23 protein-coding genes are annotated in these 26,984 nt (G+C 36.4%); 11 read left to right on the top strand and 12 right to left on the bottom strand.

Annotation, left to right across the window (positions count from 1 at the left end; all coding sequences use genetic code 11):
- Nucleotides 1-106: 106 nt before the first annotated feature.
- Nucleotides 107-2,908, bottom strand: coding sequence for a hypothetical protein (locus MUB18_RS19055; RefSeq protein ID WP_248754256.1), 2,802 nt, complete (start codon nucleotides 2,906-2,908; stop codon nucleotides 107-109).
- A gap of 5 nt (nucleotides 2,909-2,913) precedes the next feature.
- Nucleotides 2,914-4,071: a hypothetical protein gene (locus tag MUB18_RS19050; RefSeq protein ID WP_248754255.1), complete on the bottom strand. Its 1,158-nt coding sequence runs from the start codon at nucleotides 4,069-4,071 to the stop codon at nucleotides 2,914-2,916.
- 322 nt (nucleotides 4,072-4,393) lie between these two features.
- Here MUB18_RS19050 and MUB18_RS19045 point away from each other — a divergent pair, with 322 nt between their 5' ends.
- Together MUB18_RS19045 and MUB18_RS19040 are read left to right on the top strand one after the other, a co-directional pair.
- Nucleotides 4,394-5,932 (top strand): OmpA family protein, encoded by a 1,539-nt coding sequence (locus MUB18_RS19045; protein ID WP_248754254.1) that lies wholly within the window; start codon nucleotides 4,394-4,396, stop codon nucleotides 5,930-5,932.
- Nucleotides 5,933-6,016: 84 nt separating this feature from the next.
- A complete protein-coding gene (locus tag MUB18_RS19040; RefSeq protein ID WP_248754253.1) occupies nucleotides 6,017-6,322 on the top strand; it encodes a hypothetical protein in 306 nt (101 codons plus the stop codon).
- On the opposite strand, the gene MUB18_RS19035 is transcribed toward MUB18_RS19040, so the two are convergent.
- Complete coding sequence (locus MUB18_RS19035) at nucleotides 6,319-6,852, bottom strand: lipocalin family protein (protein ID WP_248754252.1); 534 nt, start codon at nucleotides 6,850-6,852, stop codon at nucleotides 6,319-6,321. The genes MUB18_RS19040 and MUB18_RS19035 overlap by 4 nt on opposite strands.
- A 132-nt stretch (nucleotides 6,853-6,984) precedes the next feature.
- On the opposite strand from MUB18_RS19035, the gene MUB18_RS19030 reads away from it, so the two are divergent.
- From MUB18_RS19030 to MUB18_RS19020, 3 genes are all read left to right on the top strand, one after another.
- Nucleotides 6,985-7,449, top strand: coding sequence for a DUF4268 domain-containing protein (locus tag MUB18_RS19030; RefSeq protein ID WP_248754251.1), 465 nt, complete (start codon nucleotides 6,985-6,987; stop codon nucleotides 7,447-7,449).
- 67 nt (nucleotides 7,450-7,516) lie between these two features.
- Nucleotides 7,517-8,311 carry a S1/P1 nuclease gene (locus MUB18_RS19025; RefSeq protein ID WP_045753126.1) on the top strand — a complete coding sequence of 265 codons (795 nt, stop codon included), beginning with the start codon at nucleotides 7,517-7,519 and terminating at the stop codon, nucleotides 8,309-8,311.
- Nucleotides 8,312-8,453: 142 nt separating this feature from the next.
- Complete coding sequence (locus MUB18_RS19020) at nucleotides 8,454-10,235, top strand: ABC transporter ATP-binding protein (protein WP_248754250.1); 1,782 nt, start codon at nucleotides 8,454-8,456, stop codon at nucleotides 10,233-10,235.
- Here MUB18_RS19020 and MUB18_RS19015 read toward each other — a convergent pair.
- The gene (locus MUB18_RS19015; RefSeq protein WP_248754249.1) at nucleotides 10,232-11,155 is read right to left on the bottom strand and encodes a multidrug resistance efflux transporter family protein; all 924 of its coding nucleotides are present in this window, start codon (nucleotides 11,153-11,155) and stop codon (nucleotides 10,232-10,234) included. The genes MUB18_RS19020 and MUB18_RS19015 overlap by 4 nt on opposite strands.
- A 171-nt stretch (nucleotides 11,156-11,326) precedes the next feature.
- On the opposite strand from MUB18_RS19015, the gene fabV reads away from it, so the two are divergent.
- The gene (fabV, locus tag MUB18_RS19010) at nucleotides 11,327-12,523 is read left to right on the top strand and encodes an enoyl-ACP reductase FabV (protein WP_248754248.1); all 1,197 of its coding nucleotides are present in this window, start codon (nucleotides 11,327-11,329) and stop codon (nucleotides 12,521-12,523) included.
- Between the two features lie 46 nt (nucleotides 12,524-12,569).
- Here fabV and MUB18_RS19005 read toward each other — a convergent pair whose 3' ends face one another.
- The 5 genes from MUB18_RS19005 to MUB18_RS18985 all read right to left on the bottom strand — a co-directional run bounded on the left by MUB18_RS19005 (nucleotide 12,570) and on the right by MUB18_RS18985 (nucleotide 17,239).
- The gene (locus MUB18_RS19005; RefSeq protein ID WP_248754247.1) at nucleotides 12,570-13,115 is read right to left on the bottom strand and encodes a DUF1697 domain-containing protein; all 546 of its coding nucleotides are present in this window, start codon (nucleotides 13,113-13,115) and stop codon (nucleotides 12,570-12,572) included.
- A gap of 179 nt (nucleotides 13,116-13,294) precedes the next feature.
- Complete coding sequence (gene purH, locus MUB18_RS19000) at nucleotides 13,295-14,821, bottom strand: bifunctional phosphoribosylaminoimidazolecarboxamide formyltransferase/IMP cyclohydrolase (protein WP_248754246.1); 1,527 nt, start codon at nucleotides 14,819-14,821, stop codon at nucleotides 13,295-13,297.
- A 107-nt stretch (nucleotides 14,822-14,928) separates the two neighbouring features.
- Nucleotides 14,929-15,564, bottom strand: a complete 636-nt coding sequence (locus tag MUB18_RS18995) for a uridine kinase (protein ID WP_248754245.1) — start codon at nucleotides 15,562-15,564, stop codon at nucleotides 14,929-14,931.
- Between the two features lie 34 nt (nucleotides 15,565-15,598).
- On the bottom strand, nucleotides 15,599-16,411 hold the full coding sequence (locus MUB18_RS18990) for a LysM peptidoglycan-binding domain-containing protein (RefSeq protein ID WP_248754244.1): 813 nt from the start codon (nucleotides 16,409-16,411) through the stop codon (nucleotides 15,599-15,601).
- Nucleotides 16,412-16,489: 78 nt separating this feature from the next.
- Nucleotides 16,490-17,239 carry a hypothetical protein gene (locus tag MUB18_RS18985; RefSeq protein WP_248754243.1) on the bottom strand — a complete coding sequence of 250 codons (750 nt, stop codon included), beginning with the start codon at nucleotides 17,237-17,239 and terminating at the stop codon, nucleotides 16,490-16,492.
- Between the two features lie 45 nt (nucleotides 17,240-17,284).
- Between MUB18_RS18985 and MUB18_RS18980 the strand changes: the two genes are divergently transcribed.
- A complete protein-coding gene (locus MUB18_RS18980) occupies nucleotides 17,285-18,634 on the top strand; it encodes an NfeD family protein (RefSeq protein WP_248754242.1) in 1,350 nt (449 codons plus the stop codon).
- Nucleotides 18,635-18,735: 101 nt separating this feature from the next.
- Here the strand turns inward: MUB18_RS18980 and MUB18_RS18975 are convergent, their stop codons facing one another.
- Nucleotides 18,736-20,298 carry an OmpP1/FadL family transporter gene (locus MUB18_RS18975; protein ID WP_248754241.1) on the bottom strand — a complete coding sequence of 521 codons (1,563 nt, stop codon included), beginning with the start codon at nucleotides 20,296-20,298 and terminating at the stop codon, nucleotides 18,736-18,738.
- 72 nt (nucleotides 20,299-20,370) lie between these two features.
- Nucleotides 20,371-21,501, bottom strand: coding sequence for a hypothetical protein (locus MUB18_RS18970; RefSeq protein WP_248754240.1), 1,131 nt, complete (start codon nucleotides 21,499-21,501; stop codon nucleotides 20,371-20,373).
- Nucleotides 21,502-21,678: 177 nt separating this feature from the next.
- On the opposite strand from MUB18_RS18970, the gene proS reads away from it, so the two are divergent.
- The 4 genes from proS to MUB18_RS18950 all read left to right on the top strand — a co-directional run bounded on the left by proS (nucleotide 21,679) and on the right by MUB18_RS18950 (nucleotide 25,998).
- A complete protein-coding gene (gene proS / locus MUB18_RS18965) occupies nucleotides 21,679-23,151 on the top strand; it encodes a proline--tRNA ligase (protein WP_248754239.1) in 1,473 nt (490 codons plus the stop codon).
- Between the two features lie 18 nt (nucleotides 23,152-23,169).
- Complete coding sequence (locus MUB18_RS18960) at nucleotides 23,170-23,955, top strand: NAD-dependent epimerase/dehydratase family protein (protein WP_045753113.1); 786 nt, start codon at nucleotides 23,170-23,172, stop codon at nucleotides 23,953-23,955.
- A gap of 39 nt (nucleotides 23,956-23,994) precedes the next feature.
- Nucleotides 23,995-25,140 carry a cystathionine gamma-synthase gene (locus tag MUB18_RS18955; protein WP_248754238.1) on the top strand — a complete coding sequence of 382 codons (1,146 nt, stop codon included), beginning with the start codon at nucleotides 23,995-23,997 and terminating at the stop codon, nucleotides 25,138-25,140.
- 81 nt (nucleotides 25,141-25,221) lie between these two features.
- On the top strand, nucleotides 25,222-25,998 hold the full coding sequence (locus MUB18_RS18950) for a TIGR02757 family protein (RefSeq protein ID WP_248754237.1): 777 nt from the start codon (nucleotides 25,222-25,224) through the stop codon (nucleotides 25,996-25,998).
- 61 nt (nucleotides 25,999-26,059) lie between these two features.
- Here MUB18_RS18950 and MUB18_RS18945 read toward each other — a convergent pair whose 3' ends face one another.
- Nucleotides 26,060-26,935 carry a LysR family transcriptional regulator gene (locus tag MUB18_RS18945; protein WP_045753110.1) on the bottom strand — a complete coding sequence of 292 codons (876 nt, stop codon included), beginning with the start codon at nucleotides 26,933-26,935 and terminating at the stop codon, nucleotides 26,060-26,062.
- Nucleotides 26,936-26,984 lie beyond the last annotated feature (49 nt).

The following is a 26,984-nucleotide window of genomic DNA, read 5'->3' as shown; positions in this document are numbered from 1 at the left end:
GTATTAAATTTAAATATTTATGTATTAATGGACTAATATAGTAAAGCCATATTTGCTTATTGTTAATTTTTTTTGATTTTTGATCAAATAGGGTCTACAGCATCTCTTATAATCCAAATTTCCTCGGGAAATAACTTAGTGACAGCATCACATATTGCGTTAAATTGTTACGATAGCCTTGTGTAAACTCCGTAAGTCCATTATTCACATATAGTCCTTTATTTTCTTTTAAAAGATCATAGGTAGCTAATTTTATTTCAAGATTGTTTCCCTTCATGATGCGATAACTGGTGTTAGCATTCCAGATGAGTGCATGATCTTTGTACCCTCTCGATGTGGATAGGCGGCTCGTGGCATTGCTATTGATCTGCCAGCGTTTGGTTAAGGAGTAGCTCATACTTAGGCCAGAACTCCAAAAATTGGACACATAATCATTATTGCTATTTACCAATTTATTATGTCTACTGTAGCGATTCCAACTGTTTGTCCAACCTATCTGATAGCGGTCTATTAAGGTATAATATGTATTCAACTGGATGTTCTGTCCATTGGTAATCATTTCCTGTTTTTCCTGATCAATATATTGAAACTTATTACCCAAGTTGATACTTGTATTTAATCGCATATTCAGTGTTTGATTTTTACCGATCAAATAGGATTTGTTTATATATCCAGAAAAATTGAAGAGCTGTATAAGATCGCTAACTTGTGTAACATAATTCTGTTGCTGACCAGGTGCGTAAACAATACTGTCTGTTAAACCATTTTTGTAAAGTGTAAAGCTTAAATTTAGATTTCCAGTATAACCATGTTGACGCTGTTCGTTATAACTTGTGTTTAATGATACACGGCTACGATTGGTTTTATTAAGAAATTCGGCTCCAAAATAGCGGTACGCTACATGGCTATTATCATAGATAGGGCGCAGTCGGTCTAAGTCGGGATATTCTTCATCATATTCGATATTTATAGAACTATACATGTAGTATTTCCCATTTTTATTATAGTATTTGTTGATTCTGACAGTGGGCAAAAAGGTGAAGTAATGTTGTTCAAGATTCCGATAATCCAATGTAGAACTATTTTTTTCATTATGGATGCGGGTACCTAGCGTTATAGCAAGATTCATTGAGCTGTTGTATCTGCCTTGCATGTTTTTATACCCTAGACTTTTTGAGTAGCTGATAGCAGGTTGATACTGAAGCCGATTAAAAGTACTCACATGCGTGAGATCAGTATTCTGTTCCATTTGGTTCTCAATCAAATTGTGGACTTGATTGTCTGTATTGGTATGGTAGTAATTTAATTTTTGTATGAACTTCCATCTATTGTAGCTAACCGTGAATTGGATATCATGCGTTTGCTCTTTCAAGTTGTTATCGTAGAGACGATGATCATTACGGTTGAGACTGTCGTTGTCGTAATTAACGTAGTTAGTCTTCCGTTCATTTTTATTGTATTGTTCATTGATATCACTATTTAGTTGTAAACCATAGCTTATTAACTTCCAAAACGCTTTATCTCGCTTTGTATACACCGACATATTAGGACTTGAATTAACACCATATAGATCAAAATTAGAACTGAAATTAAGTTTTCGAACCTCATTGTTAGCATGGTTGCTATATGTATTTTGTGCATGATTGTTTACGTAATTGTATTGATCAATGCCAGCCGATTCTTCTTTGTTTTTTTGCTGAGATGCAATTATGTTAGCCGTAACACTGTTTTGTCTTGTACCTATTTTTCCGCCCGTATTGATGTATTTGAAGTCCATTTGCTGATTTTGACGATGGTTTTCACTTCGGTTATCATTGGTGCGAGTATTATTGTTTTGTTCCTCGGCTAGTAGTGTAGTTGTAGAGTGATTTTCATTACTTATGTTGTCCCAACGTGATAATACATTTCCGATGATATTGTGTTTACGGTTTACTTCATTAGTTCCGATGATATCATATTGGTACCTTGAACCCAAAACGTGTTGATTATTGATACCTGAGCTTAAAAAATCAGAATCAAAATCAGCATTGATACCCACCCCCTTAAAACTGGTGTTTTTCAATAGTTGATCCATGTTTTGTAGGTTTTTGTTACTGTTATTCCCAGAATAGCCCAAAGTAAATTGAGATTTTCCTCTAGATAGATTGAAGTTGGCATGTTGCTGATAGCGGTTTTTAGTTCCTAGACCTATTGATATATTTCCAAAGTACATATTTTCCTTACCTTTTTTTAAAGAAACATTCATTTCATATTTCACATCTAGCGGGTTCTCATCTTTTTCTTTCTCATTACGCTTATCATATACCTGCAGTTTTTTTACGGCATCTTTCGAAAGATTTTGCAATACAATGGCTTTATCATTACCAAAAAACTCCTTACCATTGACCAATACATTTGGTATTTCTCGTCCGTTATAAGTAAGGCTACCATCTCCCCAAACCACTATACCCGGAAGTTTACGAAGTAAATCTTCGACGACGGCATTGCTATCCAATTGGAATGCATCGGCATTGAATTCGATCGTATCGCCATTCATACGTACTGGAGGCATGATTTCAACTTCTTCAAGCTGATTTTCGACAAAAGCCAAGTGAATTTTCCCAAAGTCTTTTTCTTGGTTTTTTGTGAGCGCAAACTCACGCAAGGCTTTTTGAAAACCTTGATACCGAATTTCTAATAGATAAGATTTATTAATAGACAGATCATTAATCACAAATTTTCCGTAACTATCAGTCAAAGTTACTTTTTCGACAGACGATTTACCTTTTTCATAAATAGAAACAGATGCGGAGCGTAGTACATTTTTGTGTAGTGTATCGATTGCTATTCCCTGAATTTTAGTCTGTGCGTATAAAGAACCTATACAAAAACATGTAAGCAGGATATAGCGGATATAAGTATATATCATGAAGATTATTTTAATTTGAAACGTACAAAAATTGGGTTATTGACTTTTTCTAATGCCTTAAGGTGATCACTAACGGGATGGCGTTCATCAATGGATTTACCGATGGCTTGACGTATATCTTCTGGAAATAAAATAGAATACAGATACTCTCCATCGGTACCTAAGATATTGCGGTTCATAAAAGCGAGGTAGTCATTATCTTTGTTTGGAATGATATTTCTTAGACCAATGATTTCCTTGGTTTTCATATTAATAGCGATCGTAAAATTGCCCTTCAGCTGTAATTGTACCATTAAATAATCGCGATAAGGAAAAACGTCACCAATACCTGTAATCACACTTTGATGCGCATTCATATACTGAATTACTGGCATAAAATCTTTCAATTTGATTACTTCCTCGAGATTTAAAGTGTTTTTTAAGGGGAATATAAATTGATATACTTTTGAAACTCCCGACGAATCTAATTCGAAAAGATGGGTACTGTAAGTAAACTTGGCATATGCTTTATTATTCTTTTGAATCTCGCTTAAGGAACTATAGGAATTGTACGGTTGGAAAATACTATCCATTTTCTGGTAAGTCACGATTGTACGATCTCCCTGACTGAGGGTTTTGGTTTCCATAATTTTTTTATTATGAAATTGTGGAACTGAGTAATGCCATGAAGAATTTCCAATGGTAGTCGTATAGTGACTGGTTGTGTCCTCTTTGATTGTTATGGTGTCAATTAGGTTTCCATCCCAATCCACATTGACATAGCGCATGCCTTGTGTGAGACGGAAGCCTTTTTCTGTTGTTGTGATATGGTTAAAAAATAAATTATCCTCCTTTATTTTTTTAACACCTGGTATTTGATCGAAAATTTTAATTAAATCGCCTTGTATGTTATAAAGGTACAAATGACCTTTACCCGAAAGTATACCGATCCGATTATTCGATAATATGCAAGTGTATGCTTGATCCAGTAGTTGATTTTTGTTCGCTTTTAAAGGTATATATTCCAAGTCGCTGATACGTTCATTGATCGTGCCTCCCAATGCTGTTTCAGGAACGATACGTATTTTTTCAACAGGAATATCTTTAGAATAAATAAGACGTTGGGCTACAAGAGAATCTGGCTGTAGTAATAGCCCTGCAAGACACAATAATAAAAATCGCATTATAAGGTTTATTTGCTTGGTTAAGTTGCCTGATAAATGTGTTAACAATTGCTTTCAGACAAAATCAATTCGGTTAATAATTTGTTGAAAATAAATATATTTTCCCATAAATAAAATGTTGAAAATCAAACAATCGATTGCGTCTATATTAATTATGGTTTTCAGGGAAATCCGATTGATCAGTGTTGATCATTATAAGTCTGATCTATTGAAATAAAACAATTCTTAGCATATAATTGTTACAACAAAGTGACATTGTGAAATCATACTTAAAAAATGCAGTGTTGACTATACTAAAAAGATAAACTAAAATTTGAACATTATGGAAATGAATCTTTTAAATTCTGCTAAAGAATTTTTTAACGATGATATCTTGTCTAAGCTCGGTAATTCCGTAGGAGAAGATAAAGAAAATGTAAGGACTGCAATGGATGCAATTGTGCCTACTGTTTTTATTGGTTTACAAAAGGAATCAGGGATAGGTTTAAGTTCTGTTGTTGAAAAAGCAAAACAATATTATGGAGATTTTAATTTTAGTGATTTCTTAAAGACAAATTCAGAAACAGGTCGCATCAACGGGTTGGTAGATGCAGAGCCTTTGGAACCACATCATAATGACCTGCTAAGTTCTATTTTTGGAGATAAACTGAATACGATTATTTCGTCGATAGCAAGTTTTGTTGGTAGCAACGGATCGACTGTTGAAAAATTATTGAATCTATCCCTACCTGCTGTATTTTCAAGTTTGACACAAAATGGAACCAATTGGAGCGTAAGTTCCATAGGTAGATTGCTGGATGAAAATAAGCATCATTTTACAGCGGCTTTACCATCAGGTCTAGGTCTTGCAGCATTTGGAACTTCGTTTGCTCATGATGATCAGATAACATCATCGACAACTGACCGAGTAGCGGATGAAAGTTCAATACCTGATAACCCTGTATCTGATAAACCAGTAGAAGCTATCCTCGTATCAGTTCCTCTTGATAAAAAGGACGAACCAACGATTAGTCATCCAACCGACGTCACAGATGAGGCCGTTGCCAAGGATGAAGAATTGACTGTGGTGACCCCACCAGTTGTTCCTCCTGCGGAAGCAACCCATGATGACCCGTTAACTGTTGTACCACCTGTAGTGCCTCCAATTGATCATGTGCCTATTATACCGCCTCGTCCAGCTGGGCCAACTGTTGATCCTTTGCATACCGAAACCCCACCATCAGGTGGTGGTGGAATCTGGAAGATCTTGATACCAATTGTTATCATTGCGGTTCTATGGTTCCTATTTGGAAAAGGTTGCAAAGGAGATAAGGATCAAGTTGCAGCCACTGATAGTGTTGAAAGAACGGTTGTAGATACGGGTACCACTGTTGTTGCAGTTGTTCCTGTAGTAAGAGAAAGTTTAGAAGTTATTTTACCTGATGGGGTTAAATTAAAAGCTTATAAGGGCGGAATTGAAGATCAACTGGTTCAGTTTCTAAAAACGGATTATAAATCTATGAGCGAAGATCAATTAAAAGATAAATGGTTTAATTTTGATAATTTGAATTTTGAAACAGGCACGGCTAAAGTATTGCCAGAAAGTCAAGTGCAATTAGAAAATTTAGCAGCCATTTTGAAAGCATTTCCAGAGGCGACCATTAAAATTGGAGGATATACAGATAAAACTGGAAATGAAGATTTTAATAAAAAATTATCTACCGACCGTGCTCAAGTAGTTCAAGTATATTTGGTAGGCAAAGGACCGAGTAGTCAAGTGATTGGAGCAGAAGGGTATGGCTCTGAGTTTGCAAAAGCCGCGGCTGATGCACCTGAATCTGAGCGCATATTGGATCGTATTGTTGCCGTAAGTGTACGATAAATTTCAATTTTCGAATTAAAAAAAGGAGGCGAAGCATATTCGCCTCCTTTTTTTAATTCATAATAAAATTGCATTTTTGTGAGTATGGAACAAAAGTTAAAAGAAATTTTAAAATCTGACTTTGAAAAATACATGCGTTTTGCAGTACAATCAACTACTGGATTTGGATTTGATGTTTTTGGTGAATATGCCGTATCTGTCTTAAATTTTTATGTTGGAAGTGCAATTTTAAACTATCAAAACAAACTTGAAGGTTCTTTATATTTGCTTGAATTATATAATATAGGTGTTGGCGGGGTGATCACAAAAGAAGATAGAGAAGAGCTGGCTCAAGTTTTTGCACAAGATCCAACTCTTGATTATAGTGTTTTAAAACCAATTTTTGGTTAATCTTGTTGAGTCCAAACCAAGTTCTCAATAGCAAAGCCAGATTTTCGAGCATACTCCAGATAAGCTAATTTCACTTCATCTGGTATATTTTTTTCTCGCGACAGTATCCACATATAGTCCAAATTATCACCAAAAACCAGTGCATATTGATAATTATGATCAAGTTTTACGACATGATAACCACTATAAAAAGGACCAAAAAAAGATACTTTTAAAGCCCCTTTTTTTGGCGAATCCTTAAATTTCGCTTTACCAATGGACTGTTTCCATTTATTTTTGTGATCAAGAAAGCCTTGGTTATTGACAGCAATACTTCCATCATCGTTCTTGTTATAAGTCGCAGTTACCTGAGATAAACCTTTTTCCCATTTAAAATCTAATCGTGCGATTTCATACCATTTACCTAAGTAACGATCGATATCAAAAGGCTCGACAACTTTCACCTTCGATTTGACAGGCTTCAATGCATTGTAAACTAATGTTACTACGGCAGTAGTGGCAAGTAAGAGTAGTGATTTTTTCTTATCCATCGTTTTATGATTTATTCTAAAATTATGAAGTGTTTCGAATATGATATGCAATAAAAACGCCAAAGTGGATCTGAATGTTTGGTGCTTTATGAAAATAAAAGTAGTAATTTCGTTATTTCAAAATTTAACGCGGTGTATTCAAGAGAAGAAGTAAAACAATTAAAGGAAACTTTTTGGACCCGATTTGGGCAGTATATGGCATTACACACTTCTGCAGATGGTGAGAAGATCAATTGGGTAAACTATAGGACGGGAATTAAACATCTTCGCTTCAAAATGGAAGCAGATAAACGTGTAGCTTTAATTGCCATCGAGTGGACCCATCAAGATATATCTATGCGAACGTTATTGTGGGAGCAATTTGAAGAGTACCGTACTATGTTGACCAGCATACTGGGAGAGGAGTGGATTTGGGATTTAGAAGTAATGGATGAGCAGGGCAAATTGGTGAGCATGATTTACACGACTATGGAGGGAAAGAGTATTTTTAAACAAGAAGATTGGCCAGATCTTATCTCTTTCTTCAAGCCGCGATTAATGGCATTGGATGAATTCTGGTGCGATGCACAGTACGGATTTGAAATTTTTAAAAGTTAAATTGTTACGCGAATAGGGTTTTATTTGAGGATGTAATTTTTACCTTTGCGCTAAAATTGTATTGTTTATGAAAAATATACTAAAAAGTCTGATTGTACTCGCCATGACTTTGCAGATTTCTTCCGTATTCGCTTGGGGGTCTACTGGACATCGCGTGGTTGCCGAGGTCGCAGAACGTCATTTGACAAAAAAAGCAAAGAAAAATATTCAAAAAATAATTGGCAATCAAAAACTGGCTTATTGGGCAAATTGGGGTGATTTTATTAAGTCGGATCCACATGATGAATTTAAAAAATTAGGTAATTCACACTTTATAAATACTAATCCACATTTACCGTGGGCGGATTTTCAATTGGCAATGGAAAATTCAAGCGATGAAAATTTATATAAATCTGTATTGAGATTAGAGCAGTCATTTGCAGATAAAGATTTGCCACTGGAGAAAAAGAAACAAAATTTATACATGTTGATTCATTTAATTGGTGACGCACATCAACCAATGCACGTCAGTAGAGCTGAGGATCAGGGTGGTAATAAAATTGAAGTCAGTTGGTTTGGTAAAAAATCCAATATCCACCGCGTTTGGGATTCTGATTTAATCGATGGTGAAAAATACAGCTATACCGAGTATGCAACGGTATTGGATATCTTAAATAAAAATGAAGTGAAACAATTGCAAGGAGGGACGTTGGCCAGTTGGTTATATGAATCAAATCAACTATCGGATAAAATATATGCTGATGTTGAGCTTAATGCAAATTTGTCTTACAACTATATTTACAATAACATTTATACGGTAGAAAACTGCATGTTAAAAGGTGGTTTACGCTTAGCAAAAGTATTGAATAATGTTTTTGGCTAATCATTAGTATTTAAGAATACCTAAAAAGGGAAATGAAATGATTCATTTCCCTTTTTTTATATCTTTTTTTGGTTTCGGTATTATTGTTGTTATCAGTTAAATACAACGAATTTCATGTCGTTTCCATTTTTTTCCTTCATATATGACGATATCACTACTGTTTAAAAAAATAACACCTTTTGCCAAGCCCTATAAAAATCTTATTTTTTATACTTTACTTTTAACCTTAGTCGGCTCTTTTGCTGCACAGATCAATGCCTTTATTTTGAAGTATACGGTTGATTCGATTAGTGATTTGATGGTGGCAAAAGAACCTTTATCTAAGGGAATGCATTTGATAGGAGTTATTTCGGGAGTACTTTTGGTCAAAGAGATTGTCTATTCTTTTATCCAATTTGGTCAAAAGTTCTATGGTGAGAAACTACGTATATTTATTGCCCGTGATTTTTCACAGCGCATTGTCGAAAAAATCTTGACATATAAGATGGCCTTTTACACGTCAGAAGAAAATGAAAGTGGCAAATTGCAAACACGGATCGACTCGGGTATCAGCTCACTGACGCGATTAGTCCAAAATTTCTTTATCGATATCTTGCCACTGTTTGCCAATGCGATTGTAGCCCTCGTCTGTATGTTTATGGCAAACCTATATGTGGGACTAGTAGGCTTGGCAGTCATCCCCATTTATTTTTATATCAGTCAGACACAAGCTGGAAAATTAAGTGGATTTAGACGTCAAATGCGGAAGTATAGAGAATCGAAAAATAATAGGATCATCAATTTGATTGACTCCATATTGGTCATTAAATCTTTTGTTCGCGAGCCTGAAGAGGCCGATCGCCATGAAAAGATCCAGTATGAGATGACCGAAAATCAGATGCAAACAAGGAAAACGAGTTTCATTTTTGATAGCTTAAAGAACTTTATTGAACAAATAGCGGTCGTTGCCATCATTGTGTTAACCGCTTTTTTGGTCTTGGACAACCAGATTACCATCGGTGCAATCATGTTTCATATTATGCTATTTTCCAATGTCTCGGCACCAATCCGCCAATTGCATCGTATTTATGATGAGGTCAACGATGCTTTAATCTATTCAGAATCTTTTTTCGAAATACTGGAATCTGACGACCTGATCGAAGGGAGTGGAACTTTAAGACCTGATCAAATTAAAGGTCACATAGTGATTGAAGATGTATCATTTGAGTACCCCAATGGCACTCATGCACTCCGAGATATCTCCTTTGAAATAAAACCCAATCAGATCACAGCACTAGTGGGACTGAGCGGCGCCGGAAAAAGCACAGTGATCAATCTGCTCGACAAATTTTATGAACCTACAGCAGGGAGGATACTATTGGATAGCGTGGATCTTAAAAACTATGATACCAATTTTTTGCGAAAAAATATTGGTATGGTATTGCAGCGCAACCATATTTTTAAAGGATCGATTTTCGAAAATATCGAATATGGAAAAATAGGGAGTACAAGGGAAGAAATCATACAGGCGGCCAAGGACGCTTATATCCATGAACAGATTATGGAATTACCACAAGGATATGACTCCGGTGCTCATCTCTTATCTGGCGGTCAACAACAACGTATTGCCATTGCCCGACTATTTTTAAAAAATCCGCCAATTATTTTCTTGGATGAGCCAACGGCTAATTTAGATGCAATCGCTACTGAGCAAATAAAAAATAGCTTAGATGCAATCAAGAAAGACCGTACGGTTATTATTGTCTCGCATAGTATCTCCCAGATTATTGATTCCAATGAAATTGTGGTTATGGAAAAAGGCCGGGTAGTAGAAAAAGGTATCCACGAAGATCTTTACGATCAACGAGGCACTTATTACAAAATATTTTCGGCTATGGCCAATAGCCTCAATTTAGATAAAATAAGTAAGACCCTCAATCATTAATTGTTTTTACTATGCAGATACATACCTACTACCACTAAGAAAATACCCAAAGTAGCTAGGTTGTTAGGGAAAGGACTGCTTAAAATCATGATTTCACCAACTAGTGTAAAGATCACTTCCATGGCTTGGGTAGCCTCTACAGCAGCAAGTCCTTTATGATCATGTTGTACCAGTTCTGTCCCTTTAAAGAAGAGCAATGTGGCGATAACGCCCGAAAATACAGCCACGAGCAGAGTTTGGAAGAGCTGGTCTTGATCTGGAAGTCCATGTTCTTGATAGCCATATACCATCAGGATGATCCAGAAAGGCATGCTCGCAAGGGTCATGCCCAGAATACGTTGATAAGTATCCAAACGCCCTTTTGTGATGCCCATCATTTTTCGGTTACCGAGTGGATAGGCAATCGCAGCGATTAAAACAGGGATAGCACCTCCTAATAGGGTTGGCCAAGAAGTAGATTTTGCTTCAGAAATTTGCATGATTATTATACCCAAGAAAATAATGCAAGAAAAAAATAAAGTAGCTTTTGAAAAGGGCTGTCGCTGACCTCTTTTTTCGATTAGAGGACCAATAAACATACCTGCAATGATGGTAAACTCAAATGTACCTGCAACTAACCACGAAGGCCCATAACTGGCACCAAATGTCAATAGAGCATAAAAGAGTCCAAATCCAATTGTACTCCAAAGCACCCATTGTCCTAGATTAGTTTTCATCTCTAACAGTAATTGCTTAAAATTTCCCCGTATCATAACGATGAGTAATAATAGAGGCAGCATCCATACAAAGCGTAAGGCTGCTGACCACTGCCATCCACCCCCAGAAACAGCCATGATACGGTTAAGTACAAATGTGCTTGCAAAAAATAAGGAGGCTAATATACCGAGTGAAAGTGCTTTTGATTTATTTGTAAGGAGCATATTTTGTAAGCATGAAGATTAATCTCTTCTAAAGTAATTAATGGATATGACAATAACAAGAGATCCTGTATCCCATATCTTGAAAAGATATTCTTGATTTATGCATCAATTGTTACTAAAATTTGTTTATTTTGCATCCTTAATAAAACATGAGTAAGAAAATTAATCATTATGATTATACAACCAAGAACTAGAGGTTTTATTTGTTTAACCTCGCATCCAGAAGGAACTGCGCAAAACATTAAAAACCAGATTGAATACGTAAAATCCAAAGGCGAAATTGCCAATGGCCCTAAGAAAGTATTGGTCATTGGTGCATCTACGGGATTTGGTATTGCATCTCGTATTTCGGCAGCATTCGGTTCTGGAGCAGCAACAATTGGCGTATTTTTTGAAAAACCTGCAGCAGAGGGTAAACCTGGTACAGCTGGTTGGTACAATACCGCTGCTTTTGAAAAAGAAGCACAAGAGGCTGGTCTTTATGCAAAAAGTATCAATGGCGATGCTTTTTCTGACGAAATTAAAAAACAAACGATCGAATTAATTAAACAAGACTTAGGTCAAGTTGATTTAGTGATTTACAGTTTAGCTTCTCCACGAAGAACACATCCCAAAACCGGCGTAGCACATGCTTCCGTTTTGAAACCAATTGATGTTCCTTTTACAAATAAAACAGTCGATTTTCACACTGGTGTAGTTTCAGATATTACGATCAATCCAATTGATAATCAAGAAGAGATTGCAAATACGGTAGCAGTGATGGGTGGTGAAGATTGGAAATTCTGGATGGAAGATTTAAAAGAAGCTGGCGTTTTAGCAGAAGGTGCTAAGACTGTTGCTTATTCTTATATAGGCCCTGAGCTTACATTTCCCATTTATCGTAATGGTACAATAGGGCGTGCTAAAGACGATCTAGAAGGAACTGTCCCAGCGATCAATGCATTATTGAAAGATATCAACGGAGTCTCTTATGTATCTGTTAATAAAGCTTTGGTGACACAATCGAGTTCAGCGATCCCTGTTGTTCCTTTATATATTTCATTGTTATATAAAGTGATGAAAGAAAAAGGTATTCACGAAGGAACAATCGAGCAGATGCAACGTTTATTTGCCGAACGTCTTTATACGGCTGATGGTCAAGTTCAATTGGACGAAAAAGGCCGCATCCGTGTTGACGATTTAGAAATGAGAGCAGATGTACAAGCTGAGGTAGCTGCACTTTGGGAACAAGCATGTACAGAAAATTTATCTGAAATTTCAGACATACAAGGTTACCGTGACGAATTCTTTAACCTATTCGGTTTTAATTTTGATGGTATCGATTATAATGCTGATACCAATGAACTGGTGAATATTCCAAGTATCTAAAAATTATTATGATAATAATAAAGGCGACCATCGGTCGCCTTTATTATTAAAGAACTGTTTGTGATGCCATTTTAAGTAGTTCATGGAGTGTTCTCCAATTTCTTGTCGTAGCAGATACTTTTAGTTTTGATTCGATTAGGTTGTTCGTTAATTTGGTCTTCCCGTACCCATATGGGCAGTATAGATAAACCGCTCTATCAACCAAAAAGATTTCTTCATCAAGTTGTTTCTTTTCCCTTAGACTAGTCATATCATTTGATTTTGGTTTTTCAGCTAGTAAGGTTACATGAAAAAAAGCCACATCTTTATCGATCTGGGCAGTGAGCGGATTTTGGTCGATAATCTGTTCTAATTGATCTGCGTGAACAACTATACACGGAATATCATAACCGAAATCCTGTAAGATCATATTTCTGATTATATTTTCCAAAGTAGTTTCATCTGTGATATCAGAGTGAAATATCACATTTCCACTTTGGATATAGGTAGAGATTTGTTTAAAACCTAATGATTCAAAAGCATGTCGCAAAGCCTCCATTTTGATGAGATTTCGGCCACTTACATTGATCCCTCTTAAAATTGCAATGTACATACGCTAGATGTTTAAACTATTTTTATGAAAATGAACAACCTGAAATTATAATGATATCAAAGATAAGCATTAACCTCTTTCTAATTATTGGAAATTGCAGTGATGTGAATTGATCTATCAAAAAAGGCTCATAATAAAAATTTATGAGCCTTTTTTTAAATATTGTTTATTATGGATGATTAGTGTTTGAAATGGCGCACACCTGTGGTGACCATCGCTAACCCTTTTTCATTGCACATATCAATAGATAACTGATCTTTGATCGATCCTCCTGGTTGAAGCACTGCTGCGATACCCGCCTCAGCTGCAATTTCAACACAGTCAGGGAAAGGGAAGAAAGCATCAGAAGCCATTGAACAACCTTTCAAGTCAAACCCAAAAGCATTTGCTTTTTCAATAGCTTGTTTCAAAGAGTCTACTCTTGATGTCTGGCCTACACCAGAAGTAATTAATGTGCCATTTTTAGCAAATACAATTGTATTTGATTTCGTATGTTTTACAATTTTGTTTGCGAAAAATAAGTCTTCTAATTGAGCTGCTGTTGGTACTACGCGAGTAACTGCAGTCATCTCCTCAGGTCCTTCAACCGTATTGTCCTTATCCTGTTGGATAACCCCGTTCAACAATGTTTTGAATTGTTGTGTAGGTAATTTCACTTCTTTGCGTACTAAAATAATGCGGTTTTTCTTTGCTGTAAGAATTGCAATTGCTTCTTCAGAGTAAGCAGGAGCGATGAGCACTTCAAAAAACAAATTATTGATTTCAGTAGCAGTTTCAGCATCGACCTCACCATTTGTAATCAGTACACCACCAAATGCAGAAACTGGATCACACGCTAAAGCATCAACCCATGCTTGTTTGATTGTTGGACGTGAAGCTACTCCACATGCATTTGTATGTTTTAAAATTGCAAATGTTGGTTCTGTAAATTCATCAATAATTGCTACTGCTGCATCAACATCTACTAAATTGTTATACGATAATTCTTTCCCGTTCAATTTGGTGAACATAGCCTCTAAATCACCATAGAAAACACCTTTTTGATGAGGGTTTTCGCCGTAACGCAATACTTGAGCTTTTTGTTCAGATTGTTTGAAGACATCAAGTGTATTTTCTTTATTGAAGTAATTGAAAATAGCAGTGTCGTAGTGAGAAGAAGTATTGAAAGCCAGCTTAGCAAATTCTTTACGTTGTTCCAAAGTTGTTGTTCCTTCTTGATTGGCTAGCATTTCTTCTAATGCCGTATAGTCATTTTTTGAGGATAAAATAACGACATCATTAAAGTTTTTGGCTGCAGCACGGATCAATGAAATACCTCCGATATCAATTTTTTCGATGATATCTTCCTCTGAAGCTCCAGAAGCGACTGTTTCTTCAAATGGATATAAATCAACAATGACTAAATCAATTTCTGGAATTTCGTATTGTGCTAATTGCTGTTGATCACTTTCCAAAGGTCTTCTTGCTAATATACCACCAAATACTTTTGGGTGTAATGTTTTAACACGACCTCCTAAAATAGAAGGATAGCTCGTTAAGTCTTCTACAGGAACTACATCAATACCTAGATCTTTGATGAAAGCTTCTGTGCCACCTGTAGAATAGAAGGTAACACCGTATTTGTTTAATAATTGAATTAATGGTGCTAAGTTGTCTTTATAATATACAGACACTAAAGCATTTTTAATCTTTACAGAATGGCTCATTAGTATAATTTGTTTGCTGGCGCAAAGATAGCTAAATAATAAGTATACACAAACCCTTTAGCACAGATTGAAAACAAAAAAGACTGCATCGTGCAGTCTTTTAATCGTTATTTATATATTTTATCTTTAAGTTCCTGACAGATATCATCCGTGATCTTCCAAATTGGTGCTGGATCATCCGTATTATTGATAATGACCTGATCACAGGTATTTTTGTAAGGCAATAAATATTCATTATAAGATGGTAACACGTGATTGACCCACTTATATAGCACATCATCTTCAAAATAGCCGCGTTCGATCAGATCACGACGCAACCTGCGTTCCAAAGCGATTTCTTGATTTGCATCCAAAAATATACGATGATCGATTAACTGATTTACCTCTGTATAGTGATAGATAAACAGACCTTCAATGATTAGAATCGGTGCTGGTTTTATTTCCAACATCTTAGGCTTTATTGCCGGATTGTTGAACGTATATTCTTCTTTATAAATTGTTTTGCCTTCAAAAAGATCACTAATATCTTTGTAAAAAGCATCGCGATCGATCGAAGTTGGAAGATCAAAATTGTACAATTTATTTTCCTCCTGAGTTTTTGTATTAGCAGGAATGTAATAGTCATCTTGTGAGATGAGCGTTACTTCTTCAGGACTAAAGTGTTTTAAAAAACAGTTTAGAAAAAATGTTTTACCAGAACCGCTGCTACCTGCGATTCCTATGACATATGGTTTTTTATTCATTTAATATATAATATTCGAAAAGAATCGATGCATACTAGTCCTCTAAGGGAACTCCGTAAGTAATTTCGACTTGAAAGCGTTTATCTAATGCGCCAATATAGGCTGCTGCAGATTTTGATAAAACAACTATTGCATTGTGCGTATCTGCATTTTCATTAAATTTCCCAACGACTTTAGCATAAGTGACACTTCTGGTCATGGGGTTCGTGATTTTTAAGACGGTACCGATAGCCGCTGTTTTATGAAGAGCCAAATTGCTGGTGCCGCTTTCGTTCAGTCCATCAATCCAAACACCGATCCCACGTTCTGTTTTTTCACGAATACCATATTTATTGGCTGTAATGGTCGGTTCTTCTACATTGGTGGTATCTGGAGTAATTAAAATGGTATCTGGTTTTTGTGGAATAATAAAAGTACCATTACTTGGGATTTTTAAAATCTGGCCGCCACTGATATTATTAGAACGCAAATTATTCGCTCTTTTGATTTCTTCAACTGTTACATCAAATTTACGGGAGATCGCATAAAGTGTTTCTTGGTCACCGACTTTATAATCGATGAGTTCTTTTTGAGTTCCTTTATTGTTATTCTTCGGATTACTTGGTGTTACATAAAACATTCTTCCGGTAGGGATTTTAACAATCTGTCCGACAGCCAATGTTTTATTTCCATTTAACTCTGTTAATTTGCCAACACTTGTTTTATACCGCTTACTCAATTGATAATAGTTGTCGCCCTTTTCAATTTTGAAAAGAACATATTCCTGACCATCAATTTTTTCGACTCCTACTGAATCAGGTACAGCAGTTGTAGAAAATGTGCCCGCTGTCACTTTGTTATGATTCATAGCTAACATTGTTAATGATAAGAATGCTAGTGTTTTATATGTGGTAGATTTTGATAGAATATTCATCATGTTTTACAATTATACTAAATACGATACAAATTCCTGTTTATTGTGTGTTAAAAGAAAAATCTGACACCCAATCTGAAAATAAATTTGCACCAATTTTAAATCTAGATCCCGAATAATTACTGCTTCATCTAGAATCTGTTTTTGATCGGAGATCAGTAATCTGACTATATATTTATCCTGCTGCTTTTCATGAAAACACCATAAAAAATGATCATGGCATTTACTGATCCAAAGATCTTCATTATGATAATGCTGCAAAAATCCAGGTTTTTCAGCATTAAATTCCAGTGGAAAGACTACATCATTTTCAAAAGGTTTAATTTCTGTTGGTATGCTGGTCAACACTTCCTGATCTTTAAGTGAAAAGTAGAGCTCAAACCCAGACGTGATATGCTGGGGCCTCATTTGGATATAGCCATTCAGTATACCTAAATATTGATACTGATGAAACAAAGAGGTCGTAGTAGGATTGGTATAATCGATCATCCATAGTCCTGGCGATACCGGGCTATTTTCCGATACTTTTTTCAAAATGACTTTTTTACCTTGTATAGCGGTCAATGTCCATTCCTTTTCAGGCAAGATATAATGATCCAAATGCACCAGTCCATCAAAATCCATAACACTAATATATGGTAAGGTATTTTGGGGATCACGGCACTCTATTGCGATTAATTTACTCTTTTCATCTATTTCTATTTTCCAGATCGGAAATCTGAATGTTTGAGAAAATGCGTTAGAAATAGTATATTTAGACATAGCAAATGTATTAATCGCTCGTTTATTTTTTTAATAATCTTATTTATGGAAAGCAAAATTAGTAAATCATTTTTAATAACAGTCTTTTTAAGCTTGGTATTATTCTCCTCAAGTTTTGCTCAAAAGGTATATGTATTTGAATTAAAGGATGATATAGGGCCAAGTTCTTGGCGTACTGTTAAGCAAGTTTATGACAGTGCACAGAGTAAAAAGGTAGATTATGTATTAATGGAATTGAATACCTATGGTGGTGCCTTAAATTTTGCAGATTCGATAAGGAGTAAATTACTCGATTCTAAAATCAAAACGATTGTTTATATTAATAATAATGCGGCATCCGCGGGAGCTTTGATTTCCCTAGCCAGTGATTATATTTATATTCATCCGGGCGGCAGTATTGGAGCAGCAAGCGTGGTGAATGCCAAAGGGGAGGTGCTTCCTGAGAAATACCAATCCTATATGCGGGGTTTGATGCGCGCAACTGCTGAAGTTAAAAAGCGTGATCCACAATTAGCTGAATCATTTGTTGATCCCAATGTCTCTTTACCTCATATCAAAAAAGATGGTCAGTTACTTACATTGACCAGTAGTGAAGCTGTGAAATTTGGATTAGCAAAAGCAGAAGTTGCCAACCGGGAGATGATCTATAAGGATCTGAATTTAAATCAAGTGCAAGAGACCGTATATCGCAAAGGAACAATCGACCATATCATCAGTTTTTTAATTAATCCAGCTGTGAGTGGAGTTTTGATTTTGTTGATCATAGGGGGTATCTATGCTGAAATGCAGGCGCCAGGATTAGGATTTGCCATTGCAGTCGCCATTGTAGCCGCGCTGTTGTTTTTTGCTCCGCTTTACATACAAGGTTTAGCCGCCAATTGGGAAATAGCAATTTTTGTCGTTGGTCTTGTGCTTCTCTTTTTAGAAGTTTTTATAATACCTGGTTTTGGAATTGCCGGGATTTTAGGAATAATTTTCGTTATTTGCGGTCTGACGTTTAGTCTCGTTGCCAATGATTTTTTAGATTTTAAACTCGCTTATCCAGGTATGTTATTCAATTCATTTTTATTAGTTATAGGAGCCATGATACTATCTGTCGTATTGATGGTTATATTTGGAAAGAGTTTGTTAAAAGCTCCTATTTTTAGACGTCTTGTGCTGAAAGAAGAACAAAAATCAGAAGAAGGGTACACTTCTTCCATATTAAAATCCAACCTCTTAAATAAGGTGGGGATAGCAAAAACAGTATTACGTCCTTCAGGTAAGATCGAGATTGAGGGGGTGTGGTATGATGCTGTCGCATTAGATGGTTTTATTGAAGAAGGAGAAGAAATCTATGTGGATAAACATGAAAACTATAACTTATTCGTAAGAAGAAAAGTAGAGCAAGTTTAAGTCTTTCCATTATAATAAAAAATGCCCCAAAAAGTGTCTAGCTTTTTGGGGCATTTCTATTCCATTAAAAATAGAAGCTTTTTTTGTATAAAAGTAACTCCTTAGAACTTTGATCCTATTGTTAACATGACGTTCGTTCTACTGTTTTTAATATCAGCACGTGGGCTGACAGTATTCCAGTCACCTTCATAAGTAATTTTATAAGGACTCTCTTTATAATTATTGGCATTATAAACGCCTGTTAAGTCAAGATAAACACCTCCGCCTAATTTGGCTCCTACACCTGCTGAGATACCATAAGTCTTATAGTCCGCATTTTTATAAGGATTACCATTAAAGTTGAAACCCGCTCTACCGCTGAATGTTTGATCAAATAATACCTCACCACCTAAGCGTACATTGAATGCTGCTTGATAAGTTTCTTTGATATTATCATTCATACGTTTTTCTGTTATTCTATTGCTATTGACATCTCTCCAACGCATACTTGCATAATCCACAAATTCTACCTCAGCAGTTAGTAGACCTGCTCCTAAATATTGAGTTACACCTGCGGATAATTTGTATGGAGTTTGTAAATTGTAGTCGTAAGAACTGTCGTAATAGTCAGATTTAAAAGTCGAAAATGAAGTTTCTTCATTAGGTCTAAAATAGTTGATGTCAGTGTACGCTGTAGATTCGTCAGTGATCGATAAGAACGTAGGTGTCTTAGCCGTAAATCCTAAACTAAGTGAAGGCGTGGGCTTATAGATCATTCCTAGTTTGAAATCAAAACCAGATCCTTGTGTTACTTGACCATAATGATCAAACAATTCATAATCTACATCTACAAATTTAGATTCTTCCTTATCTGGTTTTAGATAGTCAGAATTTGGATTTAAAGCTGAGATACCTGCTGCTGTTTTTGTCATACCGTATTCTGTAAATACAGCAGATTTTTCGTAACGAAAATCAGTTAAACTGAATGTAGCACCGATGTAAAATTTATTACTGTAGTTTGAACCAAAAGATAAAGCTGTTTCTGATTTTCCTCCTTTACTCCATACGGAATTAAGTTGTTCACTATTTTTATCTTCTGCCAATGGAAAATAAAATTTTCCTTGTTTGTCATATGCTTCTTCAAACATAAATGAACGATAAAAGTCATTTGACCAAGCAGAACCATCGGTATCGATCATTCGATCAGCATAGGCGTGCGTGATAGAATTATCGGTGTTTATTCCACTGTAATCTAATTTGTTGTCAAAAAGATTCGTACGGTTGTAGGCGATACCAACATTAAAGTTTAACCAACCCTTTGTTAGATCTCCACCATAACGGACAGTCGGTAGGTGAAATACAACACCACCATTATCTATATTGAAGTTATCTGTTTTACTATCACTTTTACGACCAAAGTAGTTTACCTTGTTTTTATTATATTGGTAACGTAGTGTTGCCGAAGCATCAGATTGATTATAGAAACCCAATCCAGCGGGGTTGCCGGTAATTGAACTGATATCACCACCTAATGCTGTTGATGCACCACCCATAGCCTTGAAACGAGCTGTTCCTCCATTATCTCCTTGAGAAAATAAAAGAGCGTCTTCCGTATACTGGGCTTTTGCAGTGCCAACCATACCTATAGCTAGTACACTTCCAAAAAGTATTTTTTTAATAGTCATATAGTTTAATTGTTATAGTAGTAATGAAAGAGTGATTGAATTGGGCTCAATCACTCTTTTTATTGATCTTATTTATCTTGTACGTCCTCCGCCACTGCTACGTGTTGCGCCGCCACCGCCGCCTCCTCCAGATGAACGTGTTGCACCACCTCCGCTATTAAAACCACCACTAGATTGCGTTCTCATGGTTGGTTGTGATGAACGTACAGGTTCGCTACTACGTGTTCTTGATTCTTGGTAGTTATCTCTGCTTGTACTTCTTGTCGGTGTGTTATATTGTGCTCTATTTGTACTTGTTGAGCGCGTTCTGCTTACACCGCCATTTGTATTGTTATCATAATTATCTGAGCGAGTTGATCTTGTTCTGCCCACACCGTTACTATTGTAGTCACCACGGTTAGTGTTGCTTGATCCGATACGTGTTCTACCTGTTCTTGTGTCGTTTGGATTATTGCTTGAAGCAGATGAACGCGTTCTACCTACCGTACTGATTCTACCATTTGCATCTCTCGATACAACAGTATTTGAGCGTGTACGTCCTGATGTTCTGCCGGCATCACTATACCGTCCGTTAGATCCAGAACGTGTATTATAGTTGTCGCGATAAACGCTACGAGACGCTAACTGACGAGATCTGTGGTTCCCCCAATAAGGAGCACCATATCCACCACCCCAATAATTACCATATCCACCACCCCAATAATTGCCGTATCCGCCGCCCCAATAGCCGCCGTATCCCCATCCTGGATACCAAGGATTATACCCCCATCCATGACCGAAGCCAAAACCTAGTCCCAATGACCAACCTCCGCCACCGTAACCAAATCCAAAAGATGGACCATACCAACCTCCGTAACCCATACCCATACCATACCATGGATCAAAGAAAGGGTCAAAGTACGTCATTCCTGGAGAAGAATAATAGAAGCGATTGATTCGATTTGCATATTCCAAATCTTCATATCTTCCTTCCTCATATTCCTGATCAGAATAATCATCACTATAATATCCATTATCTTGGCCTTGATTCACTTCGCTTTCATCCGTGTAGTAATAGTCAGGACTTTGGTAAGCTTGTCTTGCCTGGGCATTATTATTATAGACATCATCACTATGGGTGATTTGTCTGCTAGTAGTACAAGAACCTAATGTTAGGGCTCCTGAAATCACAATAGCGCCGAGTAAAAAACTATTTTTTTTCATAATATACTAAGTCGTTATGTTCGACAATACAGTCTAATTTACTATCTTAGACCCAGATTTCTGATAAGGGTTTAATCGTTTTTCAAAAATAAATAAATATTTCTTTTTAAAACTGACATTCGCTTATTAGACGGAATTCTTAATCACAATGTTACAATAATTTTTGAAATAAATAATATGGGTAAAGGTATAACAAGTCGTGAAGAAGACTATTCACAATGGTATAATGACCTTGTGATCAAGGCTGACTTGGCAGAATACGCTGCAGTAAGAGGTTGTATGGTAATTAAGCCATATGGATACGCTATTTGGGAGCGTATGCAAGCCGTTTTGGATAAAAAATTTAAAGATACTGGACACAGTAATGCTTATTTTCCTTTGTTCATCCCTAAGTCATTTTTTTCGAAAGAGGCTTCACACGTTGAAGGTTTTGCAACTGAATGCGCTGTCGTAACACATTACCGTTTAAAAAATGATGGTCATGGAAATATTATTGTAGATGAAGATGCTAAATTAGAAGAAGAACTAATTGTTAGACCAACTTCAGAAACGATTATTTGGAACACTTACCGCGGTTGGATCGAATCTTATCGTGATCTTCCGATCTTAGTCAACCAATGGGCCAATGTGGTACGTTGGGAAATGCGTACAAGACTATTCTTACGGACGACAGAATTTCTATGGCAAGAAGGTCATACAGCCCATGCTACACAAGAAGAAGCAATTGAAGAAACAGAAAAAATGCTTCACGTATATGGTGACTTCGTTGAGAACTATTTAGGTGTACCTGTTATTCGCGGCCGTAAAACAGAAAATGAACGTTTTGCAGGAGCAATTGATACGTACTGTATCGAATCATTGATGCAAGATGGTAAAGCTTTGCAAGCTGGTACTTCACATTTTCTTGGTCAAAACTTTGCAAAAGCCTTTGATGTTAAATTTACTTCTAGAGAAGGTAAACTAGAGCATGTGTGGGCAACATCTTGGGGTGTTTCTACCCGTCTAATGGGAGCTTTGGTTATGGCGCACTCGGATGATCAAGGTTTGGTATTACCACCCATGTTAGCACCGATTCAAGTCGTAGTCGTTCCAATTTTTAAAACTGCAGAAGAAAAACAAGCCATCGATACGTTTATCGATGCCCTGTCTACAGAATTAAAAAGTAAAAATATTTCTGTGAAATATGATGACCGCGATACGCAAAGACCAGGATTCAAATTTGCAGAGTGGGAGCTGAAAGGTGTGCCACTGCGTGTGGCGATCGGAGCCCGTGATATGCAAAATGGAACTGTTGAATTAGCAAGACGTGATACACAAACAAAAGAAACTGTTGAACAAGATGGTTTAGGTGACAGAATTGAGCGCTTATTGAATGAAATTCAAGAAAACATTTTTAAGAAAGCACTAGATTATAGAGATTCTCATATTACAGAAGTAAATTCGTATGATGAATTTAAAGAAGTATTAGAAACCAAAGCTGGTTTTATTTCCTGTCATTGGGACGGAACAGTAGAAACGGAGAAACTTGTTAAAGAAGAAACGAAAGCTACCATCCGCTGTATTCCTTTGGATGCCAAAGAAGAAGCTGGTATCTGTATTTTCACAGGTAAGCCATCAACAAAAAGAGTTTTATTTGCGAAAGCATATTAATCTATAAATCACTTTCTCATGCGTTATCTTATATTAGGATGTGGATGGGTAGGGGAGTTTGTTGCTAAGTTGTGGTTGAACGAAGGACATGAGGTCTGGGCATCAACGACTACAGATGAAAAATACCATCGGTTACGCTCCGATGGTATTTTTGTATTTACACACAATTTTGACAAATCTGCTACACTTCCAGATGATCTGCCAATTGACTTTGATTATATTTTAGTGAGTATTCCGGCATCAAGTAAATCAACAATCGAACAATTAACTCATCGGTTTTTCCATGTAGCTCAATCGTTATCGACGCTAACGTATAAAAAAATTATATTCTTAAGTTCTACCGGAATATATCCCGATGTGTCCAAAGAAATTATGGAAGATACTTTTGCAGAAAATGAGCTGCAGGAAAAATTATTGCTAGCAGAAAAAGCCATTGGTCAATTTCCAAGAACACATGTTTTCCGTTTAGGAGGCTTGTTTGGTCTAAATCGCATATTTGCTAAGTATTTTGCAAATAAGATCTGTACAACAGGAGGGCAACTCGCTAACTTTATCCATTTAGAAGATGTTGCTAGGATTATCAGTTTGGGGTTTGTGACCCCCTTAACCTATGCGATATATAATGTGGTATGCCCGCTTCATCCCTCAAAAAAAGATGTCATTGAAGCATCGGCAAAAAAATATGGCTTTGATTTGCCCAGTGCTTTCCATGATAGCGCATCATTTCAAAAAATTGTACGATCAGCGCGTTTGCAAAATGACTTGAATTATACTTTTAAATACAAATCTCCGTTAGATTTTTAATAAATTTACTTTTCAGAATTAACATAAATAGTAAAAAATATGGCATATAAATTTGCAACGAAAGCAATTCATGCTGGTCAACAATCGGATCCAACAACGGGTGCGGTGATGACTCCAATATATCAAACCTCTACCTATCAACAAGCATCTCCTGGCGAACACAAGGGATATGAATATTCGAGAGGAACAAACCCAACACGTAAAGCATTGGAAGATTGTTTAGCTGCTTTAGAAAATGGTCAGTATGGCTTAGCTTTTTCAAGCGGTATGGCAGCAACAGATTGCGTGTTGCGTTTATTGAAACCGGGAGACGAAGTCGTGACAGGTGACGATTTATATGGCGGTTCTTACCGAATCTTTACCAAAGTATACGAAGCTTATGGTATAACTTTCAAATTTGTCAATACCTCAGACGTCGATGCAGTACGATCAGCAATCTCGGATAAGACTAAATTAATCTGGGTAGAAACACCAACCAATCCAACATTGAAGATTGCAGATGTCGAAGCAATAGGTCAAGTTGCTAAAGAGAAGAAGGTGCTTTATGTTGTCGATAATACCTTTGCCTCTCCATATTTACAAAATCCTTTGGATATGGGGGCTGATATCGTTATGCATTCGGCAACAAAGTATATCAATGGTCACTCAGATGTGGTTATGGGAGCATTAGTCATGAATGATGAAGAGCTATATAAACAATTGTTCTTTTATTATAACGCTGTAGGTGGAACTCCTGGTCCTCAGGATTCTTTTTTAGCACTTCGTGGTATCAAGACTTTACATCTGCGTATGGAAGCACATTGTGCCAATGGACGTCAAGTTGCGGAGTACTTAAAAAGCCATCCTAAAATTGAGAAAATTTACTGGCCAGGTTTCGAAGATCATCCTGGACATGATATTGCTAAAAAACAAATGCGTGATTTTGGTGGTATGATATCTATTGTGTTAAAAGGTGCCGATCTAAAAGAAACTTTCCGTATCGCTTCACAATTTAAAGTATTTACCCTCGCTGAATCTTTAGGAGGCGTAGAGTCTTTGATCAATCATCCAGCAACGATGACACATGGATCAATTCCAAAAGAAACACGAGAAAAAGTTGGTGTCGTGGACAATCTGATCCGTATCTCTGTAGGAATAGAAGATGCTGATGACTTGATCGCAGATCTTGAGCAAGCTCTAGTATAATTATAGATTAAAAAGGTTATGACCATCAGTTTCTTCTGATATTCTTTATTAGAGGAAACTGATGGTTTTTATTTTAGTGTAATGGCAGATTTTAATATTAAGGATTTTCTAGATAAAAAAGTTGAAGAATATAATCAACCCCATTTTATAACTCATGATCCCATCTCTATTCCCCATCGTTTTCAAAAGCAAGAAGATATTGAAATTATGGGATTTATAGCAGCTGTATTAGCATGGGGGCAGCGTAAAACGATTATTAATAAATGCACAGAGCTGATTGAGCGCATGGATGGAAGTCCACATGATTTTATCATGAATCATCAAGAAATCGATCTTAAGCAAGTGCTCGGATTTAAGCATCGCACCTTTAATGATACCGATCTTTTGTATTTTATTCAGTTTTTTCGCTATCATTATAACCATTTTCCATCTTTAGAAGATGCATTTTTAGTTGGTCAGGAACATGCCGATGAGATTATTCTGGAGAAGTCATTAGATGAGTTTAAAAATTATTTTTTCTCGCTTCCCGATTATCCATTAAGAACAAGAAAGCATATCAGTTCGCCCATTCAAAAATCAACTGTAAAAAGGATCAATATGTTTCTGCGTTGGATGGTACGTGACGATGATAAAGGTGTAGATTTTGGAATTTGGAAGCGACTGAATCAAAAAGATCTCATTTGTCCCTGTGATCTTCATGTAGAACGCGTAGCCCGAAAATTCGGATTGATTACCTTAGATAAAGTAAATTGGAAAACAGCATTGGAGTTGACTGCCAATTTAAGAAAATTGGATCCCCTTGATCCTGTTAAATATGATTTTGCTTTGTTTGGTTTAGGGGTAGAGCGAGAATTATAAAATAAAGATCAGCACACGAATGGAGATCTGACCTTTATTTTATAGCTATATGATAAACTACTTATGTGGTATAGTAGTCTTTAATCAAGGTTATAAATTGTTGTAAAACGGGATGCTGGCTTTTGTGATCATAGGCTAGTATGACTTCCGTTTGAATCTCCTGCTCCTTTAGACTATGGAAGTTTAAGGTCAGCTCGGTGTCCTGTTTAGATACCGATGTTGGAACAAATGCGATGCCCAAGCCATTTGCTACTAATTCCAATATGGAATGCATGGTATTACATTCGTGGACAATCTGTGGGTGAAAACCAATTCTATTGGCACAAGCTATAATTTGATTGTGATAGTCATCCGCATAGCTGGCATTATAGGAGATAAAGTCTTCTTGCATCAATGTAATCGCACTGATTTCTTTTGTCCAATCTTTTGGAGTTGCTAGACAGAACGAATCTTTGAATAAAGAATGAACCTGAAGATCGGTCGTGAATATTGGCGCACGTAAGATCCCTAAGTCCAACTTGCCGTTTTCTAATGCTATTTTTTGCTTTTGAGAAGAAATCTCATAAAGATATACATGCAAATATGGAAACTCTGCTTTTATCTGTTTGAGGATGTGTGCCAACATCTTTTTCGGGGTAGAGCTGATGTATCCCAATCTAAAATCGCCCGATATTGCTTGATGTAGCTGCTTGGCCATCAATTTAGCTTTCTCCAGCTGCTGCATCAATTGATCACATTCCTTTAAAAAATAGCGACCAGCATTAGTCAGCTCTACACGCTTGTTATTTCGATAAAATAAAATCACGCCCAACTCTTTCTCCAAATCTTTAATTTGGCGGGTAAGCGGAGGTTGAGAGATGTGCAATTGTTCTGCTGCTCGTCCAAAATGTAACGTGGTCGCTACTGCTTTAAAATAATGTAAATGTCTTAATTCCATCGATACTTGAAAGGTATTAATAATTGCCTAAAATAGTATTTTTAAAGTA

The sequence above is a fragment of the Sphingobacterium sp. PCS056 genome, assembly GCF_023273895.1.
In the GTDB taxonomy this organism is placed as follows: domain Bacteria; phylum Bacteroidota; class Bacteroidia; order Sphingobacteriales; family Sphingobacteriaceae; genus Sphingobacterium.
This window is presented reverse-complemented; position numbering and strand designations above follow the sequence as displayed.

Excerpts from the sequence above, each read along its gene's own strand:
- MUB18_RS19055 (WP_248754256.1), bottom strand. The coding sequence starts at position 2,908 with ATGATATATACTTATATCCGCTATATCCTGCTTACATGTTTTTGTATA.
- MUB18_RS19050 (WP_248754255.1), bottom strand. The coding sequence starts at position 4,071 with ATGCGATTTTTATTATTGTGTCTTGCAGGGCTATTACTACAGCCAGAT.
- MUB18_RS19045 (WP_248754254.1), top strand. The coding sequence starts at position 4,394 with ATGGAAATGAATCTTTTAAATTCTGCTAAAGAATTTTTTAACGATGAT.
- MUB18_RS19040 (WP_248754253.1), top strand. The coding sequence starts at position 6,017 with ATGGAACAAAAGTTAAAAGAAATTTTAAAATCTGACTTTGAAAAATAC.
- MUB18_RS19035 (WP_248754252.1), bottom strand. The coding sequence starts at position 6,852 with ATGGATAAGAAAAAATCACTACTCTTACTTGCCACTACTGCCGTAGTA.
- MUB18_RS19025 (WP_045753126.1), top strand. The coding sequence starts at position 7,517 with ATGAAAAATATACTAAAAAGTCTGATTGTACTCGCCATGACTTTGCAG.
- MUB18_RS19020 (WP_248754250.1), top strand. The coding sequence starts at position 8,454 with ATGACGATATCACTACTGTTTAAAAAAATAACACCTTTTGCCAAGCCC.
- MUB18_RS19015 (WP_248754249.1), bottom strand. The coding sequence starts at position 11,155 with ATGCTCCTTACAAATAAATCAAAAGCACTTTCACTCGGTATATTAGCC.
- fabV (WP_248754248.1), top strand. The coding sequence starts at position 11,327 with ATGATTATACAACCAAGAACTAGAGGTTTTATTTGTTTAACCTCGCAT.
- MUB18_RS19005 (WP_248754247.1), bottom strand. The coding sequence starts at position 13,115 with ATGTACATTGCAATTTTAAGAGGGATCAATGTAAGTGGCCGAAATCTC.
- purH (WP_248754246.1), bottom strand. The coding sequence starts at position 14,821 with ATGAGCCATTCTGTAAAGATTAAAAATGCTTTAGTGTCTGTATATTAT.
- MUB18_RS18995 (WP_248754245.1), bottom strand. The coding sequence starts at position 15,564 with ATGAATAAAAAACCATATGTCATAGGAATCGCAGGTAGCAGCGGTTCT.
- MUB18_RS18990 (WP_248754244.1), bottom strand. The coding sequence starts at position 16,411 with ATGAATCATAACAAAGTGACAGCGGGCACATTTTCTACAACTGCTGTA.
- MUB18_RS18985 (WP_248754243.1), bottom strand. The coding sequence starts at position 17,239 with ATGTCTAAATATACTATTTCTAACGCATTTTCTCAAACATTCAGATTT.
- MUB18_RS18980 (WP_248754242.1), top strand. The coding sequence starts at position 17,285 with ATGGAAAGCAAAATTAGTAAATCATTTTTAATAACAGTCTTTTTAAGC.
- MUB18_RS18975 (WP_248754241.1), bottom strand. The coding sequence starts at position 20,298 with ATGACTATTAAAAAAATACTTTTTGGAAGTGTACTAGCTATAGGTATG.
- MUB18_RS18970 (WP_248754240.1), bottom strand. The coding sequence starts at position 21,501 with ATGAAAAAAAATAGTTTTTTACTCGGCGCTATTGTGATTTCAGGAGCC.
- proS (WP_248754239.1), top strand. The coding sequence starts at position 21,679 with ATGGGTAAAGGTATAACAAGTCGTGAAGAAGACTATTCACAATGGTAT.
- MUB18_RS18960 (WP_045753113.1), top strand. The coding sequence starts at position 23,170 with ATGCGTTATCTTATATTAGGATGTGGATGGGTAGGGGAGTTTGTTGCT.
- MUB18_RS18955 (WP_248754238.1), top strand. The coding sequence starts at position 23,995 with ATGGCATATAAATTTGCAACGAAAGCAATTCATGCTGGTCAACAATCG.
- MUB18_RS18950 (WP_248754237.1), top strand. The coding sequence starts at position 25,222 with ATGGCAGATTTTAATATTAAGGATTTTCTAGATAAAAAAGTTGAAGAA.
- MUB18_RS18945 (WP_045753110.1), bottom strand. The coding sequence starts at position 26,935 with ATGGAATTAAGACATTTACATTATTTTAAAGCAGTAGCGACCACGTTA.